The sequence below is a fragment of the Streptomyces sp. NPDC039462 genome, assembly GCF_055639375.1.
Genome location: NZ_JBVKAO010000007.1, coordinates 423,181 through 448,140 on the forward strand (window position 1 = coordinate 423,181; position 24,960 = coordinate 448,140).

The window sequence follows — 24,960 nt, forward strand, 5'->3', positions numbered from 1 at the left end:
GGGCGAGCCTATCCGTGGGGCAGGATCCCCGCTCGGATACGGGGCGGCGGTCGGATCCCCTCGGGGCAGGCGAGGGTCAGATCCCCGCGCCCGTCCGGCGCAGCACCCGCAGTGACTCCGTCACCGCCGTCTCGGTGAACGCGCCGGACTCCAGAGCCCTGAGGTAGACGCGGTACGGCGCCTGCCCGGTCATGATGTCGACCGGGTCGGGGAACACGTCGTGGATGACGAGCAGCCCGCCCTCGGCGATGTGCGGCGCCCAGCCCTCGTAGTCGGCCGTGGCGTGCTCGTCCGTGTGGCCGCCGTCGATGAAGACCAGGCCGAGCGCGCCGCCCCACGCCTTCGCCACCTGCGGGGAGCGCCCGACGACCGCGATCACGTGGTCCTCCAGGCCCGCCCTGTGCAGCGTGCGGCGGAAGGTGGGCAGCGTGTCCATCCGGCCGACCTCGGGGTCCACCGTCTCCGGGTCGTGGTACTCCCAGCCGGGCTGCTGCTCCTCGCTGCCGCGGTGGTGGTCCACGGTGATCGCGACGACGCCGGCCTGCCGGGCCGCGTCCGCCAGCAGGATCGTGGAGCGGCCGCAGTACGTGCCGACCTCCAGGAGGGGCAGCCCGAGCGCCGCGGCCTCCGTGGCGGCCGCGTACAGCGCGAGCCCCTCGTCGCGGGGCATGAAGCCCTTGGCGGCCTCGAAGGCGGCGAGAATCTCCGGCTTGGGCTCGACGGCCATGGCTTCCTCCGGGGCGGGTGCGTGCGCGGATGCATGTGTGGGTGGGGGCGGTGCGGTCCGGCTCATGATGCACGGCACCCCCGCCACTGCGGTGACGGGGGTGCCGGGTGACGCATGGTGTGTGCCCCGGTCAGGCCGGGACGTCGCTCTCGCTCTCGCGCGGCAGGGCGAGGTCCATCCGGACCGGGCGGTTCTCGCCGGGGTGGGCCGCCGCCGAGGCGAGCGGACCGTGACCCGCCGCGCGCACCGCCAGGACGTACGAGCCGTCCCCGGGCACCGCCAGCTCGTACTGTCCGCCGTCGTCCGTCAGGGCCGCGCCCGCCTGCTGCCCCCTGCGGTCGATGAGCGTCACCTTCGCGCGGGGCACGGGCGTCCCCGCCGCGTCCCGTACCTGGCCGTGGAAGCCGGCGAGCGCCTCGGCCGCGCGCTCCAGGTTGGCGTCCTCCTCGCTGCTGGCCCGCAGCTGCGTGGTCGTGGAGCGGCGTGCGGAGGGCAGCAGCAGGGCGAAGAGCAGGCCGACGGCGACCGCTCCCGTGGCGATCAGGAACGAGACGCGGAAGCCGTGCATGGTGGGCACGGCGACGCCCCCGACGTGGTCCGCGGTGTTGGCGAGGACCATGCCGATCACGGCGCTCGACACGGACGTGCCGATCGAGCGCATCAGCGTGTTGAGGCCGTTGGCCGCGCCCGTCTCGGACGGGTCGACCGAGCCGATGATGAGGGCGGGCAGCGAGGAGTAGGCGAGGCCGATGCCCGCGCCGAGGAGCACCGCGATGACGACGGTCTGCCAGGCGGCGCTCATCAGGCCGAGCCCGGCGCCGTAACCGATCGCGATGATCAGCATGCCGAGGATGAGGGTCACCTTCGGGCCGTACTTCGCCGAGAGGCGGGCGTAGACCGGGGCGGTGAACATCATCGTCAGGCCGAGCGGCATCACGCACAGGCCCGCGACGACCATCGACTGGCCGAGGCCGTAGCCGGTCGCCGTGGGCAGCTGAAGGAGCTGGGGCAGGACCAGCGAGACGGCGTAGAAGGCGACACCGACCATGATCGAGGCGAGGTTGGTGAAGAGCACCGAGCGGCGGGCCGTGGTGCGCAGGTCCACCAGCGGGGCCTTCAGGCGCAGCTCCATCACGCCCCACAGCACGAGGACGACGGCCGCGGCGCCGAAGAGGCCGAGCGTCAGGGCCGAGGTCCAGCCCCAGTCGCTGCCCTTGGTGATGGGGAGGAGGAAGAGGACGAGGCCGGCGGAGAGGCCGAACGCGCCGAGCACGTCGAAGGTGCCCTGGGCGCGGACCGGGCTCTCGGGGACGAAGACGAGGGTCAGGACGATGGAGAGGACGCCGAGGCCCGCCGCGCCGAAGAAGAGGGCGTGCCAGTCGGCGTGCTGCGCGGTGAGCGCGGCGAGCGGCAGGGCGAGGCCGCCGCCGACGCCGATGGAGGAGCTCATCAGGGCCATCGCCGAGCCGAGCTTCTCGCGGGGCAGCTCGTCGCGCATCAGGCCGATGCCGAGCGGGATGGCGCCCATGGCGAAGCCCTGGAGGGCGCGGCCCACGATCATCACGATCAGGTTGTCGGTGAAACCGCAGACCAGTGAGCCGACGACCATCACGGCGAGGCTGGTGAGCAGCATCTTCCGCTTGCCGTAGAGGTCGCCGAGGCGGCCCATGATCGGCGTGGAGACGGCGCCCGCGAGCAGGGTCGACGTCATGACCCAGGTGGCGTTCGACGGCGAGGTGGCGAGCAGAGCGGGCAGATCCTTGATGACCGGCACGAGGAGGGTCTGCATCACCGCCACGACGATGCCGGAGAACGCCAGTACGGGGACGACTCCGCGTATGCCACGTGGGTGGGTCGTCGACATCGACATAGGTGGGGGCCTCCGGCGGAAGGTCGGGTTCGGCAGGTACTTGTAGATCGAACCTGTATCCCTGGGCGACTATTCCGACGGGTGTCGTACGAGGGGAATTCTTGACCTGCTGTTAACCGAGTCATCAGCCGCGCGCCGAGGCCCCGCTCGCGAGACCATCCCATCTGACCTTCCGTCAGATTGAAACGTGTTCTACCCTGCCTCCGTCCCGGCAGCTGCCACCGGCGAGGATGCGCAGGGAGATCGCGATGGGCATCGGAATCACGCGGGAACAAGGGGAGTTGGCGTCAGCGGTACGCGGCTGGCTCGCACGCGCCGCACCCCCGGAGGAGAGGCGCGCACTACTCGACGCCGCCGAGCCCTCGGAGGAGGGGCACGCGTTGCCCGCTGCCGCCGGGCCCTCCTCGGGGGAGGCGGACGAGCTGCACGACCCCGCCTCCTCGCCCGCCTCCCCGCCGCGTCCGGGCCGGGAGGGCTCCGCCCTCGGTGCAGCCCCGCCGCCTCGCCCGGACGGGGATAGCTCCGCCCCCGGTGCCTCCTCGTCACCTCGCCCGGACGGGCATAGCTCCGCCCCCGGTACCTCCCCGCCGCCTCGCCCGGACGGGGAAAGCCCCGTCCCCGGTGCCGCCCCGCCACCTCGCCCGGACCGGGACAGCCCCGCCCCCGGTGCCGCCCCGCCACCCCACCCGGACCGGGAAAGCTCCGCCCCCCGCGGCAGCCGTCCCGCCCACTGGGAAGGGCTCGCCCGGCAGGGGCTGCTGGGGCTTCATCTGCCGGGGGAGTGCGGAGGCGGGGGCGGGGGACTGCTCGACCTTGCCGTGGTCCTTGAAGAGGCGGCGCGGGCCGCGCTTCCCGGGCCGTTCGCGGCGAGTTCCCTCGCCTCGCTGGTGCTGCACCGCGCCGGCGCGCGGACGCTCGCCGCCGAGCTGGCCCGCGGTGCGCGGATCGGCGCCGTGGCTCTGGGCGCGGGCACCCTCACCGCCGCCTCCCGGCCCGACGGATACGTCCTCGACGGCACGGCGCCGCCCGTCCTCTCCGGCGGGGAGGCGGACCTGCTCGTCCTGGCCGCGGCCTCCGCGGCCGGCCCGGTGTGGCTGGCCGTCGACGCCGCCGCGCTGACCGTGCGTACCCACCGGAGCGCCGACCCGACGCGGCCCACCGCCGAAGTGACCGCACGGGCCGCGCACGTCCCCGCGGACCGGGTCCTCGCCGTGGACTCCGCGCTCGTCCGCGACCTGGCGGCCGCCGTGCTGGCCGCCGACGCCTGCGGCACCGCGGCGTGGGCGCTGCACACCGCGGCCGAACACGCCAAGACCCGCGAGCAGTTCGGCCGCCCCATCGGACGGTTCCAGGGCGTCAAGCACCTCTGCGCCGACATGCTGCTCCGCGTCGAGCAGGCCCGCGCCCTGACCTGGGACGCGGCCCGCGCCGCCGACGACCCGGACCTGCCGGACGACGTACGGGGCCTGGTCACCGCCCTCGCCGCGGGCACGGCCCTCGACGCCGCGTACTCCTGCGCCAAGGACTGCGTACAGATCCTCGGCGGCATCGGCTTCACCTGGGAGCACGACGCCCACCTGTACCTGCGCAGGGCCGTCGTGGCGCGGCAGCTGCTCGGCGCGGGCGACGCCCACCGGCTGCGGGCCGTGCGGCTCGCGGAGGGCGGCGCGCGGCGCGAACTGCGCCTGGAACTCCCGGCGGAGGCGGCGGAGGAAGCGGCGGCCTGCCGCGCCAGGGCCCGCGCGGCCATCGCCCCGGCCCGCGGGCTCGCCCCGGACGCCGCCCGCAAGGCCCTCGCCCCCACCGGCTACGCGGCCCCCCACCTCCCCGCCCCGTACGGACTTGGCGCCGGACCCGTCGAACAGCTCGTCATCCAGGACGAGTTGAAGGCGGCCGGAGTCAAGATCGGTGACCTCGGCATCGCGACCTGGGTGATCCCCTCCCTCCTCGCGTACGGCACCGAGGCCCAGCGGCAGCGCCACCTCGCGCCCACCCTGCGCGGCGAACTGCTGTGGTGCCAGCTCTTCAGCGAGCCGGACGCGGGCTCCGACCTCGCCGCGCTGCGTACCCGCGCCGAACGCGTCGACGAGGGCTGGCGCGTCAACGGCCAGAAGGTGTGGACGAGCGCGGCCCAGTGGGCCGACCACGGCATCCTCCTCGCCCGTACGAACCCGTCGGCGCCCAAACACAAAGGGCTGACGTACTTCCTCGTCGACATGAAGAACACCCCGGGGATCGACGTCCGCCCCCTCAAGGAGATCACCGGCGACTCCCTCTTCAACGAGGTGTACTTCGACGACGTACTGCTCCCCGCGGACGCGGTCGTCGGACAGGTCGACGACGGCTGGCGGGTCGCCCGCCACACCCTCGGCAACGAACGCGTCCACATGGCCGACCAGTTGACCTTCGACACCGGGCTGGAAGCGCTCATCGCCCGCGCCGGCGAGCTGGACGGCGCGTACCGCGCGCGCATCGGGGCGCTCGCCGCCGAGGCCCACGCTCTCGCCTGCATCGGCCTGCGCACCACCACCCGGCAGGTGGCGGGCGCGGAGCCGGGCGCGGGCGCCGCCGTCCGCAAACTCGTCCAGACCCCGCACCAGCAGAAGGTCGCCGAGTTCGCCCTCGAACTCCTCGGCGCGGCGGGGGCGGTGCGCGAGGGCCCGGGGGAGCGGGCGCTGCACGGCTTCCTGATGTCGCGCTGCCTGACGATCGCGGGCGGCACCACCCAGGTCCAGCTCAATGTCGTCGCCGAGCGGATCCTCGGCCTGCCCCGTGACTGATCCCATGACTGGAGGGCCCTTATGAAGGCGTATGTCGTCGGTGTCGGGATGACCCGGTTCGAGAAGCCCGAGACGCGGGACTGGCAGTACTGGGACATGGCGAAGGAGGCCGGCGACAAGGCGCTCGCGGACGCCGGGATCACGTACGACCGCATCGAGCAGGCCGCCGTCGGCTACTGCTTCCAGGCCTCCACGGCAGGACAGCGCGCCGTCTACCAACTGGGCCTCACCGGCATTCCCGTCTACAACGTCAACAACAACTGCGCGACGGGGTCGACCGCGCTCATGATGGCGCGCCAGTTCGTCGAGGGCGGCCTGAGCGACTGCGTGCTCGCGCTCGGCTTCGAGAAAATGACGCGCGGGGCGCTGGGCGGAGGCGGCGAGGGCGACTTCGCGACGTCTCCCGTCGCCCGCCACTACGGCATCATGGCCGCGCGCCACGGCTTCGAGATGACCCCGCCCACCGCGCAGATCTTCGGCAACGCGGCCCGCGAGCACATGGAGAAGTACGGCACGACCGAGGCGCAGCTCGCCGCGGTCGGCGCCAAGAACCACCGGCACTCGGTGAACAATCCGTACGCCCAGTTCCAGGACGCGTACACCGTCGACGAGATCCTCGCCGCCAGGACCATCCACCGCCCCCTCACCAAGCTCCAGTGCTCCCCGACGTCGGACGGTTCGGCGGCGGCGGTCGTGGTCTCCGAGCGGTTCGTGGAGCGGCACGGCCTTGCGGGGCGCGCGGTGGAGATCGCCGCCCAGGCCATGACCACCGACACCGAAGAGTCCTTCGCCTCCGGGTCCTGCGTCGACGCCGTCGGACAGCCCATGTCGCGGGAGGCGGCGCGCCGGGTGTACGAGAGGTCGGGGCTCGGCATCGAGGACGTGGACGTCGTCGAGCTGCACGACTGCTTCTCCGTCAACGAACTCCTGACGTACGAGGCGCTCGGCATGTGCGCGCCAGGCGAGTCGGGAAAGCTCGTCGAGAGCGGCGCGACGACGTACGGCGGGCGCTGGGTGGTGAACCCCTCCGGCGGCCTCATCTCCAAGGGCCACCCGCTGGGCGCGACCGGCATCGCGCAGGTCGCCGAGCTGACCTGGCAGCTGCGCGGCGAGGCGGCGGCACGGCAGGTCGAGGGGGCACGGGTGGGGCTCGCGCACAACATCGGCCTCGGCGGGGCGGCGGTGGTGACGCTCCTGCGCGGCTAGCGGGGCGGGAGGGGCGTTCGACCTAGGCCTCTGGGACCAGGACAGGGGGAGCGAATGCCCGATGCGTCGCTCGAATCCCGCTTGAGAGGATGGCTGTCATGGTCCAGACGCCCTCCACCGCTTACACAGCCGGTTCGGCTCCCACCGCCTCTCCGGCCCGGTCCGCCCGGCCAGCTCACCCGCCGAAGAAGTCCGTACCGGTGTGGGCGGTCCTGCTCACCGCCTGCGCCGGTCAGTTCCTGGTCGTCCTCGACGTGTCCGTGGTGAACACCGCGCTGCCGTCGATGCGCTCCGACCTGGGCATGAGCGCCATCGGTCTGCAGTGGGTCGTCAACGCGTACTCCATAGCCTTCGCCGGCTTCATGCTGCTCGGCGGACGGGCCGGGGACCTCTTCGGACGCAAGCGCATGTTCCTCGTGGGGCTCGGCCTCTTCACCGCCGCCTCCCTCGGCGGCGGCCTCGCGCAGGCCGAGTGGCAGCTCCTCGCGGCCCGGGCCGTGCAGGGCCTCGGCGCCGCCGTCCTCGCGCCGTCGACCCTGACGATCCTCACCTCCGCGGTCCCCGAGGGCCCGGCGCGGGCGCGGGCCATCGGCGTCTGGTCGGCGGTCGGCGCGGGCGGCGGCGCGGCGGGCGGTCTGGTCGGCGGCGTCCTGACCGACCTGCTCTCCTGGCGCTGGGTCCTCCTGATCAATGTGCCGGTCGGCGCGCTGGTGATCGTCGCGGGCCTGGCCTGGCTCACCGAGAGCAGGGCCGACCGGACGCGCCGCCTGGACGTGCCGGGCGCCGTCCTCGTCACGGCCGGACTCGCCACCCTCGCGTACGGCATCGTGCAGACCGAGGAGAAGGGCTGGACGGCCGCCCCGACCCTGCTGCCCCTGGCGGCGGGGCTCGCGCTCCTCGCGGCCTTCCTCGTGGTGGAGTCGCGCACGAAGGCGCCGCTGATGCCGCTGAAGCTGTTCAAGGTGCGGACGGTGTCGGCGGCGAACGCCGCGATGTTCGTGTGCGGCGGCGGCATGTTCGCCATGTGGATGTTCATGACGCTCTACACCCAGAACGTCCTCGGCTACTCCCCGCTCAAGGCGGGCCTCGCCCTCATGCCGTCCTCGCTCACCGTCGTCCTCGGCTCGATGCTCGCGCCGCGCCTGATGCCGGTGATCGGCGCGAAGAGCGTCTCCGTCCTCGGCATCCTCGTGGCCGCCGCGGGCTTCGGCTGGCAGTCGACGGCGATGACGGTCGACGGGGCGTACGTGACCTCGATCCTGCTGCCCGGCATGGCGATGATGCTCGGCGCGGGCCTCGCCACGACGCCGCTCGCCTCGCTCGCCACCTCGGGTGCGGCGGCCGGCGACGCGGGGCTCGTGTCCGGCCTTGTCAACACCTCCCGCACGATGGGCGGCGCGCTCGGCCTCGCGGTGCTGTCCACGGTGGCCGCCGCGCAGATGAACGGCTCGGCGTCGCGCCAGGCGCTCACCGACGGCTACGCGATGGCGTTCCGGACGAGCGGGTTCATCCTGCTGGCGGGTGTGGTGGTGCTGCTCCTGTGGATGCCGAGGCAGCGGAGCTCCTCACAGGAGTAGGGGGGGTCACAGCCACCCCTGCTGCCGGGCCTCCCGCACCGCCTCCATCCGGTTCCGCGTCCCCGTCTTCCCGATCGCAGCCGACAGGTAGTTCCGCACGGTCGACTCCGACAGATGCAGTCTGCCCGCGATGTCGGCGACCGTGGCGCCGTCCACGGAGGCCTTGAGGACGTCCGCCTCGCGGCCGGTCAGGGGGCTCGGACCCGCGCTCAGCGCGGCCGCGGCGAGCGCCGGGTCGATCACCGTCTCGCCCCGCAGCGCCCGCCGGACCGCCTCGGCGAGCTCCTCGACGGGCCCGTCCTTGACCAGGAAGCCGACCGCGCCCGCTTCCATGGCCCGGCGCAGATAGCCGGGCCTGCCGAAGGTGGTGAGGATGAGGACCCGGCAGTCCGGGCACTCCTCGCGCAGCTCCGCCGCGGCGTCCAGGCCGCTGCGGCCCGGCAGCTCGATGTCGAGCAGCGCCACGTCGGGCCGGGCGGCCAGCGCCGCGTCGACGATCTCGTCCCCCGCCCCGACCTGCGCGACGACCTCGATGTCCGCCTCGAGCCCGAGCAACAGCGCGAGCGCGCCCCGCATCATGCCCTGGTCCTCGGCGAGGAGAACCCTGATGGATCTGGTGGGGCGGTGGTCCTGCGGCATCTCTTCCACGGGAGAAGAGTATGACGGCCAGTCAGGCACCGGGAATTCGCGTCGGTTCATGCCTCTCGGGCGCCCGTCGGGGCGGGTGTGAGGGAGGTGGCCGGGACGGGGTCGGTCTCGGTGGCCGGGAGGATCGCTGTGACGCGGAAGCCGGTGCCGGGGGCCGGGCCCGAGGTGAGGGAGCCGCCTGCTGTCGTGAGGCGTTCGGTCAGGCCCTTCAGGCCGGTGCCGGGTGCCCCGGCGCCCCCGCCGCGGCCGTCGTCCGTGATGTCCAGGCGGGTCTGTTCGGAGGTGCCGGTGACCTCGATCTCGCAGTGGGCGGCGCCGGAATGGCGTACGACGTTGGTGGCGGACTCGCGGACCACCCAGCCGAGGAGCGCCGCCGTCTGCGGGGCGAGGGGCGGGCCCGACTGGCGTACGACCGTGTCGATGCCCGCCGCGCCGAGCAGATCGCGGGCGCGGTCGAGCTCCGTGGCGAGGCTGCCCTCGCGGTAGCCGGTGACGGCCTCGCGGATCTCGGTGAGCGCCTGCCGGCCGACGGACTCGATGTCGGCGACCTGGCCGAGTGCCGCGTCCAGGTCGCGGGGGGCCAGGCGGCGGGTGGCCTCCGCCTTCACCACGATCACGGAGAGCGTGTGGCCGAGCAGGTCGTGCAGGTCCCGGGAGAAGCGGAGGCGTTCCTTCTCGACGGCGGCGCGGGCCAGTTCCTCGCGGGTGGCGCGGAGTTCACGCACGGCCTCGGACAGGGAGAGGATCGCGGCGGTCACCATCGTGGAGAGGAACGTGCCGTAGGCGATGTTCACCGCGTCCCAGCCCTCCCTGAAGCCGCCGATGCCGCCGGCGAGGACGCTCAGGCCCAGGCCGACGGGGCCGAGGCCGCGCCCCCGCACGACGGCTCCGGTGGCCAGGCCGAGGAGCGGGAAGAACATCAGCCAGTTGCCGCCGTAGCCCGCGGCGAGGGCGATGGTGAGCACGGCCAGGGCGCCGAGGGCCCGGAAAGTGGCGGGTGCGGTGCGCTTCTCCTTGTCGAAGGCGCGGAACACGACGGAGATGTAGAGGGAGTTGAAGGCGATCAGGCCCACGCCCGCGATCCACGGGTTGGGCGTCTTGCCCTGGAGGAGGTGCGAGAAGGCGCCCATGCCCATGAGCAGCCAGGGCAGCAGGGCGAAGCCGTTGGGCGGGCCGAACTCGTGCGGGGGGATCTCGCCCGCCTTCTTCTTGGCGCGCCAGGCGGGCTTGGCCTCCGCCCATGCGGACTTCCACGTCCGGCGGGCGTGCTGCCACTCGTGCATCCGGCAGCTGACCTTGTTCTTCCAGGACATGTCCACGTTCCTCGTCCTCCGGCTCATGCGGCTCACGCGGTGCGCGCGGCCCGCCGGTACGAGACAACAGCGTACGAACCGAACGCGAGCAGCCAGCAGAGCAGGACCGTCACGGTGACGAGGCCCGGCGCTTCGTGCTCGGTCACGGCGACGCCGAGGTCCGCGAACCGGTGGGTGGGTGTGTAGTCGGCGACGGTGCGCAGCCAGTCGGGGAACTGGGTGATCGGGAACCACAGGCCGCCGAGGACCGCGAGGCCGAGATTGCAGGCGACGTTCACGACTCCGGTGGACTGGGCGGTGAGGCGGTAGCCGTTGCCGAGCCCGAGGAAGGTGAACGGCAGCGAGCCGAGCCACAGCAGCAGCGTGGCCGCCGCCCACTGCCAGGCGTCCATGCGCACGCCGTTGACCAGGCCGCCCGCGACGAACACCGCGGCGATCGAGGGGAGCACGGTGACCGAGCCGTTCAGGGCCCGGCCCGCGACGACCTCGCGCGGGGTCATCGGCGTGACCCTGAGCTGCCGCAGCCAGCCGACGGACTTGTCCTCGGCGACGCCGGTGCCGGTGTTCATGGCCGCGCCCAGCGCGCCGTACGCGGCCATGCCGATCATCGTCTGCGTCTTCCAGGCGTCCGCGTCGTCCCCGCCGACGTTGGTGAACAGCAGAAACATCAGGACCGGCATCGCGACCGCCGAGATCACATAGCCGGCGTCGCGCAGCGTCCTGCGGATCTCGAGTCGGAGGTAGGCGAACATCAGGAGGTCTCCAGAGCGGTCGGGGAGGTGGAAGCGGAGGTGAGGGCGAGGAACGCGTCGTCCAGGGAGGCCGGTGCGACCTCGAGACCCCGGATCGCGCCGAGCGAGGCGAGCGCGAGGACCGTCGCGTCCGAGTCGTCGGTACGCAGCCGGGCCCGGTCCCCGCGCACCTCCAGGGAGCGCACCCCGGGCAGCTCGGTGAGCCCGGCCGTGCCGCCGCCCGCCAGGTCGAAGGAGACGAGGCTGCCGCCGGCGGCGCGCCGCAGCCGGTCCCCGGTGCCGTCGGCGACGACCCGGCCACGGTCGAGGACGACGATCCGGTCGGCGTGCAGCTCGGCCTCCTCCAGGTAGTGGGTGGAGAAGAGGACGGTGTGGCCGCGCCGCGCGTAGGTGCGCATGGAGGTCCAGAAGGCGTTGCGGGCCTCGACGTCGAGGGCGGCGGTCGGCTCGTCGAGCACGAGCAGCGCCGGGTCGCCGGCCAGCGCCACGGCGAACCGCACCCGCTGGCTCTGGCCCCCGGAGAGCCGGTCCACGCGCCGGTCGGCGAGCTCGGCGATGCCCGCGAGGTCAAGGGCCCGGGCGACGGACATCGGTTCGGGGTACGTCCGGGCGACGAAGGAGACCAGTTCGCGGACGGTGACGCGCGGCACCTGACGGCCCTCCTGCAGCATCGCGCCGACCCGGCCGGCGGCCACGGCGTGCTCCGGAGAGCGCCCGAAGAGGCGGACGGTGCCCGCGTCGGGGTCGTTCAGGCCGAGCAGGAGGGAGAGCGTGGTGGACTTGCCCGCGCCGTTGCGGCCGAGCAGTGCGACGGTCTCGCCCCGCTCGATCCGCAGGTCGACGCCGTCCACGGCGCGGACACCGCCGAAGGTCTTGACAGCGCCGTCGAACGCCACTGCGGGCGCGTCCTCCGATGTGTTCGTCATGGCTGCGACTGATGTCTTCGTCATGACCACGACGCTACGAATCCGGGGCGGGGCGGCGGCAGATGCGGTTGTACGGACCCTGCCGGTACAAATGTCACCGTCACCCGACGGCGCCCGCGATCTGACGTCGCGTCAGGAGGGTTCACAAGTGCTGGGGCCTCGGCTATACATGGGATCGCCGGACTGGAACGCGTTCTAGAACCGGCCGGTTCGCGGACCGTTCGCCGACCGGCCTCCGGCCCTGTCACGACCTCGGTGCGGCCGACGGTGCGGACGGTCGCACCGAGGTCTTCTCCCGTCGGCCCAAGGAGCTGCCCCCCGATGCCCATCGACGCCGAGAAGGCCATGGCCGCCGAGCCCCGGTCCGCCGAGATCGCCTGGGACCACAAGGACGTCCAGCTCTACCACCTGGGCATCGGCGCCGGACTGCCCGCCACGGACCCGGACGAGCTGCGCTACACCCTGGAGTCCAGGCTGCACGTCCTGCCCAGCTTCGCCACCGTCGCGGGCGCGGGCATGGGCGTCGTCGGTGGACTCTCCGCGCCCGGCATCGAGGTGGACCTGGCCGCCGTCCTGCACGGCGGCCAGAGCATCACTCTGCACCGCCCCATCCCCGTCCGGGGCAAGGCCGTCACGACGTCCCGGGTCGCCGCGGTGTACGACAAGGGGAAGGCCGCGATCCTCGTCCTGCGCTCCGACGTCGCCGACGACGACGGGCCGCTGTGGACGAGCGACGCGCAGATCTTCGTACGCGGTGAGGGCGGTTTCGGCGGCGAGCGCGGGCCCTCCACCCGTGTTCCCGCACCTGAAGGCGACCCCGACCTGGAGGTCGAGCGCCCCGTCCGCGAGGACCAGGCGCTCCTCTATCGCCTCTCCGGGGACTGGAACCCGCTGCACGCCGACCCCGAGTTCGCCGCGCTCGCCGGCTTCGACAAGCCGATCCTGCACGGCCTGTGCACCTACGGAATGACACTCAAGGCCGTCGTCGACACGCAGCTCGGCGGCGACGTGACCCGCGTCCGCGGCTACAGCACCCGCTTCACCGGCATCGTCTTCCCCGGCGAGACGCTGCGGATCCGCATGTGGCGCGCCGAGGGCCGCGTCCAGGCCACGGTCACCGCCGTCGAACGGGACGACGCGCCGGTCCTCGCCGACACCGTCGTCGAACACGTCTGAGGCGTTCGAACACGTCTCCGTACGAGAGGAGCCGCGCCATGCGCGCAGCCGTACTGCACGAGACAGGCCAGGAGAAGCTCGAAGTCCTCGACGACCTGGAGACGGCGGGCTTCGGCCCCGGCAAGGTGAAGATCCGGGTCCGGGCCACCGGGCTCTGCCACTCCGACCTCTCGGCGATGAGCGGCGTGCTGCCGCAGCCCGCCCCCTTCGTCCCCGGCCACGAGGGCGCCGGCGAGATAGTCGACGTCGGCGACGGCGTGAGCGGCCTCGCCCAGGGCGACCGGGTCCTCCTCTGCTGGCTCCCCGCCTGCGGCACCTGCCCCGCCTGCAAACGCGGCCAGACCCACCTCTGTCTCGCCGGGTTCATGAACGCGGGCACCCCCAACTTCAAGCGCCCCGGCGGTGACGTCTTCGGCTTCGCGGGCACCGGCACGTTCGCCGAGGAGGTCGTCGTCGACGCCGGGTGCGCCGTGCCGATCCCGGACGACGTGCCCTTCGACATCGCGGCGCTGATCGGCTGCGGCGTGACGACGGGGCTCGGCGCGGCCGTCAACACGGCGGACGTGGCGGTCGGTTCGTCGGTCGCCGTGATCGGCTGCGGCGGCGTCGGCATCTCCGCGATCCAGGGCGCCCGGCTCAAGGGCGCGGCGCAGATCGTCGCGGTCGACCCGGTCGCGTCGCGCAGGGAGGCGGCGCTCGCGTTCGGCGCCACGGAGGCGGTGGCGCCCGGCGAACTGGCCGACGCCAAGCAGCGGATCACCGCGGGCGAGGGCTTCGACTACGTCTTCGAGGTCGTCGGCAAGTCGGCCACGACCCGCACGGCGTACGAGACGACGCGGCGCGGCGGCACGCTCTGCGTCGTCGGCGCGGGCGCCATGGACGACCACCTGCAGCTCAACATGTTCGAGCTGTTCTTCGACGAGAAGCGCATCCTGCCCTCCATGTACGGCGGAGGGGACGTCCTCACGTCGTACGAGCGGGCCATCGCGCTCTGGCGGGCGGGCCGCATCGACCTGGCGGGGATGATCACGCACCGCGTGCAGCTCGCCGAGGTCAACGAGGCGCTGGACCAGATGCGCACGGGTGTCTCCCTGCGCACCTGCATAGAGATCTGACCGCTCCGAGCGTCGAAGGGATGCAGATGTCACTGCCACTTGAGGGCCTGTCCGCGGTCGTCACCGGTGCGGGCCGCGGGCTCGGCCGTGCCGAGGCGCTGGAACTGGCCAGGCTCGGCGCGAGCGTCGTCGTCAACGACTTCGGGCAGCCGGGACGCGACGGCTCGGGCGAGGCGTCGGCCGCGCCCGCCGAGGAGGTCGCCGCCGAGATCAGGGCGGCGGGCGGGCAGGCCGTCGCCCACACCGGCGACGTCGCGGACCACGAACAGGCCGGCGGCCTTGTGCGGTCGGCGGTCGAGGCGTACGGAAAGCTCGACATCCTGGTCAACAACGCGGGCATCCTGCGGGACCGGATGATCTTCTCGATGAGCGAGTCCGAGTGGGACTCGGTCATCCGCGTCCACCTCAAGGGCCACTTCAACACGACCCACTTCGCGTCGGCCCACTGGCGCGAGCGCTCCAAGGCGGCGGGCGGCCCGGTCTACGGCCGGATCGTCAACACGTCGTCCGAGGCCTTCCTCGCCGGGTCGGCGGGCCAGCCCAACTACGCGGCGGCCAAGGGCGGCATCGTCGGCCTGACGACGTCGACGGCGCTGGCCCTCGCCAAGTACGGGGTGACCGCCAACGCCATCTGCCCCCGGGCCCGTACGCGGATGACGGAGGACGTCTTCGCCGGGTTCGAGGAGCCGTCGGAAGGGCGCCTCGACCCGTTGGCGCCCGAGCATGTCGCCCCGCTGGTGGGGTACTTGGCGTCGCCCGCCGCGGGGCGGGTCAACGGACAGCTGCTCGTCGTCCACGGCGGCATGGTCGCCGTCGTCGAGCGGCCCAAGGTGGCGGCGAAGTTCGACGCGGCGAAGGAGGCGTTCACCTTCGACGAGCTGGACGAGGCGCTCTCCCCCTACTACGCGGACCGCCCGGCGAACGAGACGTTCGCGGCGGCGGAGGTCCTGGGCCTCAAGCGGGGCTGAGCCCCGGGCCGGGGAGGGAGAGGAACGGAGAAAGGCCCCGCCCCGTGCCGCTCGTGACGGCGTGGGGCGAGACCTTTCTGCGACGAGCCACTCGGCGTCAGGACTGCGGGTCCTGCCTGCGGTGCCGCCCCCGCGGCGCCGTCGCCTCGTCGTGCTCGGCCACCGGCCCCCGGTGCCTGCCGGCGCCGACGTGCGCGCCGGTGGGCACAGTCGTCGGCCGCTGTGGCGCGGTGTTCTGCTGTGTCTCCGTGACGGTCTCGGTCATAGTCAAGCCATTCACCCCGTAAAGAAGATCGTTCGTACAGCCGGGCGAGTCTAACCGCCCGCCGTCCGCCCGCCGAGGGGTGCCTGCTGCAGCGGTACGGGGCGTGCCGCCGCGGGCTTCGGGGGGTGTGCCGGAGGTGGCTGCGGGGTGGGTGGTGCGTCGGCCGGCGGGGGTTCGCCGGCGGCGGGCCGTGCGGGTTCGGGGGCGGGTGCGGACGTGGCGGCGGGCGCGGGTGCGGAGGCGGGCGGCGCGGGGCCTCGCACGCGGGCGACTCCGCACGGAGTCGCGCTCGTCGCGTACGGCAGACACAGGGTGCCCTCCCGCGTCCACCACCCCGAGCCGGTCAACCACCCCGGGGGCGCGGCCAGTTGCTGCACCTGCCGCCGGGCGGGCCGCCACAGCCCGAGCCAACTGCCCCCGCTTCCACGGCCCGCACCGCCCCCGCCGCCGGCCGCCGGGCCGTCGATCCGCAGCGCCACCCCGCAGGACTCCGGCGTGAGCACCTGCCCCGGCTGGATCGCGAACGGCGTCACCGCGAGGCCGGGCAGCCGCAGGCTCTCGGGGAAGCGGACCGGCCGCGTGCCGCCGAGGACGCCCCAGCCCAGGCGGTGCTCGCCCGGGGCGTCGGAGCGGATCAGCAGCAGGCCGCTGCCCGCGTCGGCGAGCAGCAGCCGGTCGTCGCTGTCCTCGGAAATCTGCAGGAGCGGGGAGACCTCGCCGCCGCGCTCCAGGTCCACCGCGACCGTCTTGGTGCGGCCGTCCAGCTCGCGGTCCAGGGCGAGCATCCGGTCCGTGCCGTCCAGCCAGACGCCGCCCGAGCACCGGCCCGGCACCTCGGCGAGGTGCTCGGGCCCGAAGGCGCCGCCCGCCACCAGCCAGACGTCCGAGGCGCGCGCGCCGGGCGCGAGGGCGTACGCGCGAGTGCCGCCCGGCGCGGGCGGCAGCAGGCTCAGCTCGCCGCACTCCACGGCCCCCAGCGGCACCTCACCGGTGGCCGGGCCCGTCGGGTACAGCAGGGCGAAGGTGTGCCGCTCGCCCACCACGCGGTGGATGAGGACACGGCCGTCGGCCATCGGGAGCACTTCCGTGGCCGGTTCCTCCGGCTGGTTGCCGGGCAGCGGCACGGCGTACGGCTCGGCGGAGCCGAGGGTCCAGCGTTCGGGATACCAGGAGTCCGGAGCGCCCGCGGCGCGGGCGAGGCGCGCGGCGTACGACCCGTCCGCCGCGATCGTGCACCCCGCGGCGCGGGCGGGGACACGGACGCGGGCGCGGGCCCGGGGCGGTGGCGGCACTGGGGGCGCCGGTGGCGCCGGTGGTGCTGGTGGCGCTGTCATCGTGGGTGTCACCTCCGGCCCCGAAGCTAGTTTTCGCACGCACTGACGTGGCACCGACGAGCGTCCGCTTCACACAGAAGGGTGGAGATGTCCGGATTCGCCTGAGGGAGCAGGAGCGGTTGTGCTGCGCGGGGCTCTTCCGTGCCGTCGGCCGGGTCGCTCGCGCGGCTCCCCGCGCCCCCTTCGAGGCCCTCCGTGGCGGTCCGGTAGCGGCGGGTGACGCACGACATGCCGGGCGCGGCGGGAAGGTAGCCTTTCTTCGTGCCCCGTCTGTCTGAAGTCATCGCCGCGCTCGACGCCCTGTGGCCCGCCGAACTGGCCGAGAGCTGGGACGCGGTCGGCACGGTGTGCGGAGACCCCGAAGCGGAGGTCTCCCGGGTCCTCTTCGCCGTCGACCCCGTCCAGCAGATCGCCGACGAGGCGGTTGCGCTGGGAGCCCAGCTCCTGGTCACCCACCACCCCCTCTACCTGCGGGGTACGACGACGGTGGCGGCGTCCACCTTCAAGGGCCGCGTCGTCCACGACCTGATCAAGCACGACGTCGCGCTGCACGTCGCGCACACCAACGCCGACCGCGCCGACCCCGGCGTCTCCGACGCCCTCGCGGGCGCCCTCGACCTCCGCGTCGTACGCCCCCTCGTGCCGGACCCCGCCGACCCGCACGGGCGTCGCGGCCTCGGCCGGATCTGCGAACTCGACCACCCCCTGACCCTGAGCGAGCTGGCCGAGCGCGCCGCGAAGCGGCTGCCCGCCACCGCGCAGGGCATCCGCGTCGCCGGCGACCCCGCCGCGCCGATCCGCACCGTCGCGGTCAGCGGCGGCTCCGGCGACAGCCTCTTCGACGACGTGCGCGCCGCCGGCGTGGACGCCTTCCTCACCGCGGACCTGCGCCACCACCCGGCGTCCGAGGCCCGCGAACGCACGCCTCTCGCGCTGCTCGACGCGGCGCACTGGGCCACCGAGTGGCCCTGGTGCGAGCTGGCCGCAGCCCAGCTCGACGAGATCTCCGACCGGAACGGATGGGGACTGCGCGTCCACGTCTCGAAGACGGTCACCGACCCCTGGACCGCCCACGCGGCGTCCACGACTTCTGACACTTCTCAATCCTCTGGAGCCCCCAACTGAACGCCGCGCCCGCCGACCAGATCCGACTGCTCGACGTCCAGGCCCTGGACGTACGCCTGCAGCAGCTCGCGCACAAGAAGAAGTCCCTGCCCGAGCACGCCGAGATCGAGTCGCTGACCAGGGACCTCACGCAACTGCGTGACCTGCTCGTCGCCTCGACGACCGAGGAGAGCGACTGCGCCCGCGAGCAGACCAAGGCGGAGCAGGACGTCGACCAGGTCCGTCAGCGCGCGGCCCGCGACCAGCAGCGCCTGGACTCCGGCGCGGTCATTTCGCCCAAGGACCTGGAGAACCTCCAGAAGGAGATCGTCTCGCTGGCCAAGCGCCAGGGTGACCTGGAGGACGTGGTCCTGGAGGTCATGGAGCGCCGCGAGTCCGCCCAGGAGCGGGTCGCCGAGCTCACCGAGCGCGTCTCGTCCGTCCAGTCGAAGATCGACGACGCGACGGGCCGGCGTGACGCCGCGTTCGAGGAGATCGACGGCGAGGCCGCGACCGTCGGCAAGGAGCGCGAGGTCGTGGCGGCCTCCATCCCGGCCGACCTGCTGAAGCTCTACGACAAGCTGCGCGAGAAGGAGGGCGGCGTCGGTGCCGCCAAGCTCTACCAGCGGCGCTGCGAGGGCTGCCGCCTCGAGCTGAACATCACCGAGGTCAACGAGGTGAAGGCGGCGTCCCCCGACACCGTGCTGCGGTGCGAGAACTGCCGCCGCATCCTGGTCCGTACGTCCGAGTCCGGCCTGTAAGGGCCTTCTGGGATGCGGGAGTTCATCGTCGAGGCCGACGGCGGGTCGCGGGGCAACCCGGGGCCCGCGGGCTACGGCTCGGTCGTCATCGACGCGGCCACGGGGGAGACCCTGATGGAGGCCGCCGAGTACATCGGCGTCGCGACGAACAACGTCGCGGAGTACAAGGGTCTCGTGGCGGGCCTGAAGGCGGCCCACCAGCTGGACCCGGCCGCCTCGGTGCACGTCCGCATGGACTCCAAGCTCGTCGTCGAGCAGATGTCGGGCCGCTGGAAGATCAAGCACCCCGACATGAAGCCGCTCGCGGCGGAGGCCGCGCGGATCTTCCCCGCCTCCCGCGTCACGTACGAGTGGATCCCCCGCGAGCGCAACAAGCACGCGGACCGGCTCGCCAACGAGGCGATGGACGCGGGCAAGCGGGGCGAGCGGTGGGAGCCGTCGAACTCGACGGCGGACCTCGACACGTCCGCCGCGCGGGCGGCGGCCGGACCCCCGCCGGGCCCGCCGGGCGACGCGGCGGCGGGCGCGGCGCTGGCCCGCGCGGCCCTGGCGACGACGGCCCGGGGGCCGCAGCCTCCAGCAGGAACCACCACTCCGGGCGCTTCGGCTTCCGGGCAGGGCATTTCAGTCTCGGATGCGGCCGTTTCGGGGCGCGGGGCTGCTGTGCCGGGTGCCGTGGCTCCGGGCCACGGAACCTCCGCGCCCGCGCCCGCGCCTGCCGCCGAGCCGGTGCCCTCCGGGGCCGGCGCGGCGGACCGCGTCGACGTTCGTGCGGCGCGCAACGCCGCCACTCCGCCCGTGGGCTGGGCCGCGCCCGCCGACCTCGGCGCCCCCGCGACCTTCGTCCTGCTGCGGCACGGCGAGACCGCGCTCACGCCGCAGAAGCGGTTCTCCGGGAGCGGTGGATCCGATCCGGCCCTGTCGGACGTGGGGCGCGAGCAGGCCGAGCGGGCCGCGGCCGCGTTCGCCGCGCGCGGCACGATCCAGGCGGTCGTCTCCTCGCCGCTCAGGCGCTGCCAGGAGACCGCGCGCATCGTCGCCGCCCGCCTCGGACTCGACGTACACCTCGAAGAGGGCCTGCGCGAAACGGACTTCGGGGCCTGGGAGGGACTCACCTTCGGTGAGGTGCGCGAGCGCCACCCCGACGAGCTCAACGCCTGGCTCGCGTCACCGGAGGCGGCACCGCCGGGAGGCGAGTCCTTCGCGGCGGTCTCCCGCCGCGTCTCGGCGGCGCGCGACCGGCTGATCGGCGCGTACGCGGGACGCACGGTCCTGCTCGTCACGCACGTCACACCCATCAAGACGCTGGTGCGGCTCGCGCTCGGCGCCCCGCCGGAGTCCCTGTTCCGCATGGAGCTCTCGGCGGCATCGGTGTCGGCCGTGGCGTACTACGCCGACGGCAACGCGTCGCTGCGCCTCCTCAACGACACGTCGCATCTGCGCTAGCGCAGGACACGTCACACTTGCGCCAGCGCAGGACACGGCAACACCTGCGTCAGCGCAGGGCCGCAGCCTCGCGGGCCAGGGACTCGACGCGGTCCCAGTCCTTGGCCGCGACCGCGTCGGCGGGAAGCATCCAACTGCCGCCCACGCAGCCGACGTTCTTCAGCGCGAGGTAGGTCGGCGCGGTGCCGGCCGTGATCCCGCCGGTCGGGCAGAACCGGGCCTGGGGGAGCGGGGCGCCCAGCGACTTCAGGTAGGCGGTGCCGCCGGCCGCCTCCGCCGGGAAGAACTTCATCTCCCGTACGCCGTGTTCGAGGAGCGCCACGACCTCCGAGGTCGTCGAGACGCCCGGCAGGAACGGCACGCCGGAGCCCTGCATCGCGTCCAGCAGCGACTCCGTCCAGCCGGGGCTGACGAGGAAGCGGGCCCCCGCCGCCACGGAGTCGGCGACGTGCCGCGCCGTGATGACGGTCCCCGCGCCGACCACCGCGTCCGGCACCTCGGCGGCGATCGCCGAGATCGCGTCGAGCGCGACCGGCGTCCGCAGGGTCACCTCGATCGCGGGCAGCCCGCCCGCGACCAGGGCCCGCGCCATCGGCACGGCGTCCTGGAGGTCCGAGACGACGACTACGGGGATGACGGGGGCGAGGTCCAGTACGGAGGAGGTCATGAGGGCATCCTGCACCGGCGGGAACAGCATGCGCAAAGCCCATTGCACATGCTGCAATCCTTTAAAGTCAGGGCCGGTCAGTGGATCTCCCGCACCACCACGTCCAGCGCCCACGGCTTGCCCGGCTTGGCCGGAGCCTCCGCCTCCACGACGTGCCCCAGGTCGCGCAGCGCCTCGACCAGCTCGGCGGGGTCCTTCGGCTCGGTCCCCGTGGTCAGCAGGGAACGGACGATGCGGCCCTTCGTCGCCTTGTTGAAGTGCGACACGACGGAGCGCTTCTCGGTGCCGGTCTTCTCGTCGAGCTGCGCGTGCAGCACGCGTACGGTCGCCGTCCGGCCGGCGAGCTCGCCCTTCGGTTTCCACGCCGCCGCGTACGCGGATGACCGCAGGTCCAGGACGAGGCCTTCGCCGGCCGCCTCGGGCATGACGGAGGCCATCGGCGTACGCCAGTACGCGCCGAGGGCGCCGATGCCCGGCAGCTTCACGCCCATCGAGCAGCGGTAGGAGGGGATCCTGTCGCCCACGCCGACGGCGCCCCACAGACCGGAGAAGACCAGCAGCGAGCGGGTGGCGCGGCGCTTGGCGGCGGCGTCGAGGGAGGCGAGGTCGAGGGCGTCGTACAGCACGCCCGTGTAGATCTCCCCGGCAGGGCGGGCGCCGGCCGTGCGCAGCCCGGCGTTCTTCGCGACCTCGCCGCGCAGGCCTTCGCTGAGCCCGAGCACGGTGCGGGCCTTCTCCTCGTCCGCGGCGCACAGCTCGACGAGCTCGTCGAGAACGGCCTGCCGCGCGTCGGCGAGCCCCGGCAGGGAGAGGGACTCCGGCTTGAGGGGAGCACCCCGGCCGGAGGAAGCCTTGCCTTCGGACGGCGGCAACAGGACGAGCACGATCGGACTCCTTAAGCGGTACGGGGGAGGGGTGCGGCCCCGGTGAAAGCGTACGGGTCGGGTCCTGGTGGGGGCGCCTTCCGCCCGCCCGTGGGGCGGGGCCGCGGGGGTATGTGCGTACTCGCCATCCCTGCGCCGCGCCTCAAGTCCAAAGGCGCCACAGTGTGCTCGGTGCTCCGTTCGCACATACCCCCACGTCCCCTCGGGCGCGCGAGCGCCTGCGCCCCGGTGGGGGTACCCGCCCCCACTCCCGCGTGCCGCCACGGGGTAACACCCGTCCACCCGCCCCTACCCCCGCGAAACGGTGCGGGGTGAACGGGTGGGTGGGTGGGAGGTATCCGCCGCGAAGCGGCGGGCTTGGGGTTCCTGCCCCGGCGGGACGGCGACGTGACGCAAGGAGGCAAGCGCGTGCCGGAACCCCGGCGCGGCCCTACGCTCGGGACATGCCCCGCCGCCACCTCCGCCTCACCACCGCCCCCGACGCCCCGCTGCGAACCGCGCTGCGTGATCTGCGTACGAGACTGGACGTGCCCGGAGAGTTCCCCGCCGGCGTCCTCGCGGAGGCGGAGCGCGCCGCCGCCGCGCCCCGGCTGCCGGAGTACGACGCCACGGACATCCCCCTCTTCACCGTCGACCCGCCCACCTCCGTCGACCTGGACCAGGCCATGCACCTGTCGCGGCGCGACGGCGGCGGCTTCCGGGTGAGGTACGCGATCGCCGACGTAGCCGCGTATGTCGCGCCGGGCGGGCCCCTGGACGCCGAGGCGCACCGGCGGGTCACGACCCTGTACTTCCCCGACGGCAAGGTCCCGCTGCACCCCGCCGTGCTGAGCGAGGGCGCCGCCAGCCTGCTGCCGGGCCAGAGCTGTCCCGCCGTGCTGTGGACCGTCGACCTCGACGCGGACGGCCGCGCCGTGACGACCGACGTGCGCCGTGCCCTCGTACGCAGCCGGACGAAGCTCGACTACGAAGGCGTGCAGCGAGCCATCGACGGCGGCACCGCGGAGGAACCCGTCGCGCTGCTGCGGGACATCGGGCTGCTCCGCGAGCGGCAAGAGGTCGAGCGGGGCGGGATCTCGCTCGGCGTGCCCGAGCAGGAGATCGTGGAGCGCGACGGAGCGTACGAACTGGCCTTCCGCGCCCCGCTCCCCGCCGACGGCTGGAACGCCCAGATCTCCCTGCTCACCGGCATGGCCGCCGCCGAGCTCATGATCGCCTCGGGGGCGGGCATCCTGCGGACGCTGCCCAGCGCCCCCGACGGAGCCGTGGGCCGGCTGCGCCGCACCGCCGACGCGCTGCACATCGACTGGCCGCACCACATGCCGTACGCGCGGCTCGTACGCTCCCTCGACCCGCGCGAGTCGCACCACGCCGCCTTCCTCCAGGAGTGCACGACGCTGCTGCGCGGCGCGGGCTACACGGCGTTCAGCGGCGGCAGGATCCCCGAGCTCACCACTCATGCCGCGGTCGCCGCCCCGTACGCCCACTGCACCGCCCCCCTGCGCCGCCTCGTCGACCGTTACGCCTCCGAGCTCGCCCTCGCGGCCTGCGCCGACGCGCCGCCTCCCGAGTGGGTGCTCTCAGCCCTGGACGAGCTGCCGAAAGAGATGGCGGACGGGGCGCGGCGCGGCAACACCGTGGAGCGGGAGTGCGTGGACATCGTCGAGGCCGCCCTGCTGAAGGAGCGGGTCGGGGAGGTCTTCGACGCGGTGGTGGTGGACGTGAAGGAGGGGGAACCGGCCGCCGGTACCGTGCAGTTGACCGAGCCGGCGATCGTGGCCCGCGTCGTGGGCGGTTCGGCCCAGTTGCCGTTGGGGGAGCGGATGCGGGTCCGGCTCACGCAGGCCGACCCCGGCACGGCGAAGGTTCAGTTCGCGCCCGCGTGAGGGCGGTGGCCGCCGAGCGCCGTGAGGCGGTCCCGCAGGGCCGTGAGGAGCCGGTCCGGCTCGTCCGCGTGCAGCCGTACCGTCGTCACCTCGCGCCGCTTCCCCAGGAAGCCGACGTCGGTGACGGGCTGGGCGAGCTCCAGGGTGAGTGACGTCGCCGACGCGACCGGCACGGCGAGCACGCCGTCGGCGGCCTCGTGCGTGAAGAGGCGCTCGGCGCGTACGGCGGAGACCAGCTCCAGCGGTATCCGCAGGTCACGGTGGGCGCCCTGGCGCACCCGCAGCGCGTCCCGCGACAGCACGTGCGGGCGGGTCGCGGACGCGGCGTGGATGCCGATCATCAGGAGCACGCCGTAGACGTCGGCGACCAGTACGACGGCGTGGAGGGTCGGCCAGTGCCGCAGCAGCACGGACATCCCGAACGACTCGACGACACAGACGAAGGTCAGGCCGTACATGATCGCCGCCTGCCCGCGGGCGTGCCCGAAGGCACGGTCGCCGGCCGCCGGGCGCACCCCGTGCCGCCGCCGGGTCACCCACATCAGGAGGCTGGCCAGGACGCGCAGCTCGTGCCCGACGAGCCGCCGAGCGGGTGTGGGCACGGCCGCCCGGAGGACCTTCGCCCAGGCACGCCCAGTCCGCGTTCTCATCCCGATCCCCGCCCTTCCGCCCTCGCGTCCGCTTCTGTTCCGCGGCGCACCAGCAGCCGCATCGCGCGGCGCACGGCCTCGGCCTGCGCGGGCGCGAGGTCGGCGAAGAACGCTTCGAGGAAGCCGTCGTCGCGGCTCCCGCGGCCCTCGGCGAGAGCCTGGGCGCCCTCGGTCCCCAGCTCCGTCAGGAGCGAGTCCGGCAGCGCGTCGGCGAGTGTCCGCGCGGCCTCGTCCACGGCGGCGTCCGTGCCGGGTTCCGCGAGGTCGGCGTCGGCGAGGGCGTCGAGCCGCGCGTACACCTCGTGGGCCCGCTCCACCGCGCCGGGCGTGCCGAGCGCAGGACGCATCGCGGCGAGGAAGGCGTCCCGGTCCTCCGGCGAGGCGGTGGTGTCGAGCAGGACGAGGAACTCGCGGTCCTTCGTGGCCATCACGGACTCCGGTCCCTGGCGCCCCTCCGACGCGCGGGCCATCTCACCGAAGAAATCGGCCAGTTCGGGGGAGACGGGACCCTCGGGCGACAGGCGCCCGCGCTCCGCGTCGTCGAGCAGGACCCGCAGCCGTGCCCTGTGCTCCCGGATCGCGGTCTCCTGCCGGGCGAGGTCCTCGTCCAGTTCGGTGAGGACCTCGGCGAGGTCGCGGCCCGCGTCGGCCGCGAGCACGTCCCGCACCTCGGCGAGACCCAGACCGAGCTCGGTCAGCCGCCGGACGCGGGCCAGCACGACGGCGTGCCGCAGCCCGTACGCGCGGTAGCCGTTGGGCCGCCGTTCGGGCTCCGGCAGCAGGCCCAGGTGGTGGTAGTGCCTGATGGCACGCGTGGTGACGCCGACCAGGCCGGCGAGTTCTCCGATCCGCATGCCCTCAGTAGAAACGTTGACGCTGCGGCAAGGTCAAGCACACGCGGGCCC

At 73.6% G+C, this 24,960-nt stretch carries 21 protein-coding genes and 1 pseudogene; 10 read left to right on the top strand and 12 right to left on the bottom strand.

What is annotated here, in order from left to right:
* Positions 1-76 precede the first annotated feature (76 nt).
* Both ACZ7LU_RS32775 and ACZ7LU_RS32780 read right to left on the bottom strand, forming a co-directional pair.
* Positions 77-727, bottom strand: coding sequence for a class I SAM-dependent methyltransferase (locus ACZ7LU_RS32775; RefSeq protein WP_468556227.1), 651 nt, complete (start codon positions 725-727; stop codon positions 77-79).
* 130 nt (positions 728-857) lie between these two features.
* Positions 858-2,597 (bottom strand): MFS transporter, encoded by a 1,740-nt coding sequence (locus tag ACZ7LU_RS32780; protein WP_468083332.1) that lies wholly within the window; start codon positions 2,595-2,597, stop codon positions 858-860.
* A 704-nt stretch (positions 2,598-3,301) separates the two neighbouring features.
* Between ACZ7LU_RS32780 and ACZ7LU_RS32785 the strand changes: the two are divergent.
* From ACZ7LU_RS32785 to ACZ7LU_RS32795, 3 genes and pseudogenes are all read left to right on the top strand, one after another.
* Positions 3,302-5,377 (top strand): annotated as a pseudogene (locus ACZ7LU_RS32785) (acyl-CoA dehydrogenase); the annotation flags it as partial.
* A gap of 21 nt (positions 5,378-5,398) precedes the next feature.
* The gene (locus tag ACZ7LU_RS32790; RefSeq protein ID WP_471918787.1) at positions 5,399-6,583 is read left to right on the top strand and encodes a lipid-transfer protein; all 1,185 of its coding nucleotides are present in this window, start codon (positions 5,399-5,401) and stop codon (positions 6,581-6,583) included.
* Positions 6,584-6,681: 98 nt separating this feature from the next.
* Complete coding sequence (locus ACZ7LU_RS32795; RefSeq protein WP_471918788.1) at positions 6,682-8,160, top strand: MFS transporter; 1,479 nt, start codon at positions 6,682-6,684, stop codon at positions 8,158-8,160.
* Between the two features lie 6 nt (positions 8,161-8,166).
* Here ACZ7LU_RS32795 and ACZ7LU_RS32800 read toward each other — a convergent pair whose 3' ends face one another.
* The 4 genes from ACZ7LU_RS32800 to ACZ7LU_RS32815 are packed head-to-tail and all read right to left on the bottom strand — an operon-like array spanning position 8,167 to position 11,823.
* Positions 8,167-8,799: a response regulator gene (locus ACZ7LU_RS32800; RefSeq protein ID WP_398298464.1), complete on the bottom strand. Its 633-nt coding sequence runs from the start codon at positions 8,797-8,799 to the stop codon at positions 8,167-8,169.
* Between the two features lie 56 nt (positions 8,800-8,855).
* Positions 8,856-10,121, bottom strand: a complete 1,266-nt coding sequence (locus ACZ7LU_RS32805) for a sensor histidine kinase (protein WP_471918789.1) — start codon at positions 10,119-10,121, stop codon at positions 8,856-8,858.
* Positions 10,122-10,153: 32 nt separating this feature from the next.
* Complete coding sequence (locus tag ACZ7LU_RS32810; RefSeq protein WP_471918790.1) at positions 10,154-10,873, bottom strand: ABC transporter permease; 720 nt, start codon at positions 10,871-10,873, stop codon at positions 10,154-10,156.
* On the bottom strand, positions 10,873-11,823 hold the full coding sequence (locus tag ACZ7LU_RS32815) for an ABC transporter ATP-binding protein (RefSeq protein WP_471918791.1): 951 nt from the start codon (positions 11,821-11,823) through the stop codon (positions 10,873-10,875). The genes ACZ7LU_RS32810 and ACZ7LU_RS32815 overlap by 1 nt, the downstream gene beginning before the upstream one ends.
* A 297-nt stretch (positions 11,824-12,120) precedes the next feature.
* Between ACZ7LU_RS32815 and ACZ7LU_RS32820 the strand changes: the two genes are divergently transcribed.
* Genes ACZ7LU_RS32820 through ACZ7LU_RS32830 form a run of 3 tightly spaced genes read left to right on the top strand, consistent with a single transcriptional unit; the run spans position 12,121 to position 15,058 of the window.
* Positions 12,121-12,975, top strand: a complete 855-nt coding sequence (locus ACZ7LU_RS32820) for a MaoC/PaaZ C-terminal domain-containing protein (protein WP_398297204.1) — start codon at positions 12,121-12,123, stop codon at positions 12,973-12,975.
* A 38-nt stretch (positions 12,976-13,013) separates the two neighbouring features.
* Positions 13,014-14,090 (top strand): Zn-dependent alcohol dehydrogenase, encoded by a 1,077-nt coding sequence (locus ACZ7LU_RS32825; RefSeq protein ID WP_398297202.1) that lies wholly within the window; start codon positions 13,014-13,016, stop codon positions 14,088-14,090.
* 20 nt (positions 14,091-14,110) lie between these two features.
* The gene (locus ACZ7LU_RS32830) at positions 14,111-15,058 is read left to right on the top strand and encodes a 3-oxoacyl-ACP reductase (protein ID WP_471918792.1); all 948 of its coding nucleotides are present in this window, start codon (positions 14,111-14,113) and stop codon (positions 15,056-15,058) included.
* Between the two features lie 97 nt (positions 15,059-15,155).
* On the opposite strand, the gene ACZ7LU_RS32835 is transcribed toward ACZ7LU_RS32830, so the two are convergent.
* Together ACZ7LU_RS32835 and ACZ7LU_RS32840 are read right to left on the bottom strand one after the other, a co-directional pair.
* Positions 15,156-15,329, bottom strand: coding sequence for a hypothetical protein (locus tag ACZ7LU_RS32835; protein ID WP_398297198.1), 174 nt, complete (start codon positions 15,327-15,329; stop codon positions 15,156-15,158).
* Between the two features lie 44 nt (positions 15,330-15,373).
* Entirely contained in the window at positions 15,374-16,657 is a 1,284-nt protein-coding gene (locus ACZ7LU_RS32840; protein WP_398297196.1) for a hypothetical protein, read from the bottom strand.
* 261 nt (positions 16,658-16,918) lie between these two features.
* Here ACZ7LU_RS32840 and ACZ7LU_RS32845 point away from each other — a divergent pair, with 261 nt between their 5' ends.
* Genes ACZ7LU_RS32845 through ACZ7LU_RS32855 form a run of 3 tightly spaced genes read left to right on the top strand, consistent with a single transcriptional unit; the run spans position 16,919 to position 19,968 of the window.
* Positions 16,919-17,782: a Nif3-like dinuclear metal center hexameric protein gene (locus ACZ7LU_RS32845; RefSeq protein ID WP_468083346.1), complete on the top strand. Its 864-nt coding sequence runs from the start codon at positions 16,919-16,921 to the stop codon at positions 17,780-17,782.
* On the top strand, positions 17,779-18,522 hold the full coding sequence (locus ACZ7LU_RS32850; protein WP_471918852.1) for a zinc ribbon domain-containing protein: 744 nt from the start codon (positions 17,779-17,781) through the stop codon (positions 18,520-18,522). Before ACZ7LU_RS32845 ends, ACZ7LU_RS32850 begins: the two co-directional genes overlap by 4 nt.
* A 12-nt stretch (positions 18,523-18,534) precedes the next feature.
* Entirely contained in the window at positions 18,535-19,968 is a 1,434-nt protein-coding gene (locus ACZ7LU_RS32855) for a bifunctional RNase H/acid phosphatase (protein WP_471918793.1), read from the top strand.
* A 49-nt stretch (positions 19,969-20,017) separates the two neighbouring features.
* On the opposite strand, the gene ACZ7LU_RS32860 is transcribed toward ACZ7LU_RS32855, so the two are convergent.
* Together ACZ7LU_RS32860 and yaaA are read right to left on the bottom strand one after the other, a co-directional pair.
* Positions 20,018-20,635: a bifunctional 4-hydroxy-2-oxoglutarate aldolase/2-dehydro-3-deoxy-phosphogluconate aldolase gene (locus ACZ7LU_RS32860; RefSeq protein ID WP_471918794.1), complete on the bottom strand. Its 618-nt coding sequence runs from the start codon at positions 20,633-20,635 to the stop codon at positions 20,018-20,020.
* A gap of 77 nt (positions 20,636-20,712) precedes the next feature.
* Positions 20,713-21,519 (bottom strand): peroxide stress protein YaaA, encoded by an 807-nt coding sequence (yaaA, locus tag ACZ7LU_RS32865; protein ID WP_468556206.1) that lies wholly within the window; start codon positions 21,517-21,519, stop codon positions 20,713-20,715.
* A 443-nt stretch (positions 21,520-21,962) separates the two neighbouring features.
* Here yaaA and ACZ7LU_RS32870 point away from each other — a divergent pair, with 443 nt between their 5' ends.
* On the top strand, positions 21,963-23,405 hold the full coding sequence (locus ACZ7LU_RS32870) for an RNB domain-containing ribonuclease (RefSeq protein WP_471918795.1): 1,443 nt from the start codon (positions 21,963-21,965) through the stop codon (positions 23,403-23,405).
* Here the strand turns inward: ACZ7LU_RS32870 and ACZ7LU_RS32875 are convergent.
* Positions 23,387-24,007 carry a hypothetical protein gene (locus ACZ7LU_RS32875; RefSeq protein WP_471918796.1) on the bottom strand — a complete coding sequence of 207 codons (621 nt, stop codon included), beginning with the start codon at positions 24,005-24,007 and terminating at the stop codon, positions 23,387-23,389. The two genes, ACZ7LU_RS32870 and ACZ7LU_RS32875, sit on opposite strands and share 19 nt — an antisense overlap.
* 44 nt (positions 24,008-24,051) lie before the next feature.
* Positions 24,052-24,909, bottom strand: coding sequence for a MerR family transcriptional regulator (locus ACZ7LU_RS32880; protein ID WP_471918797.1), 858 nt, complete (start codon positions 24,907-24,909; stop codon positions 24,052-24,054).
* Positions 24,910-24,960: the final 51 nt, after the last annotated feature.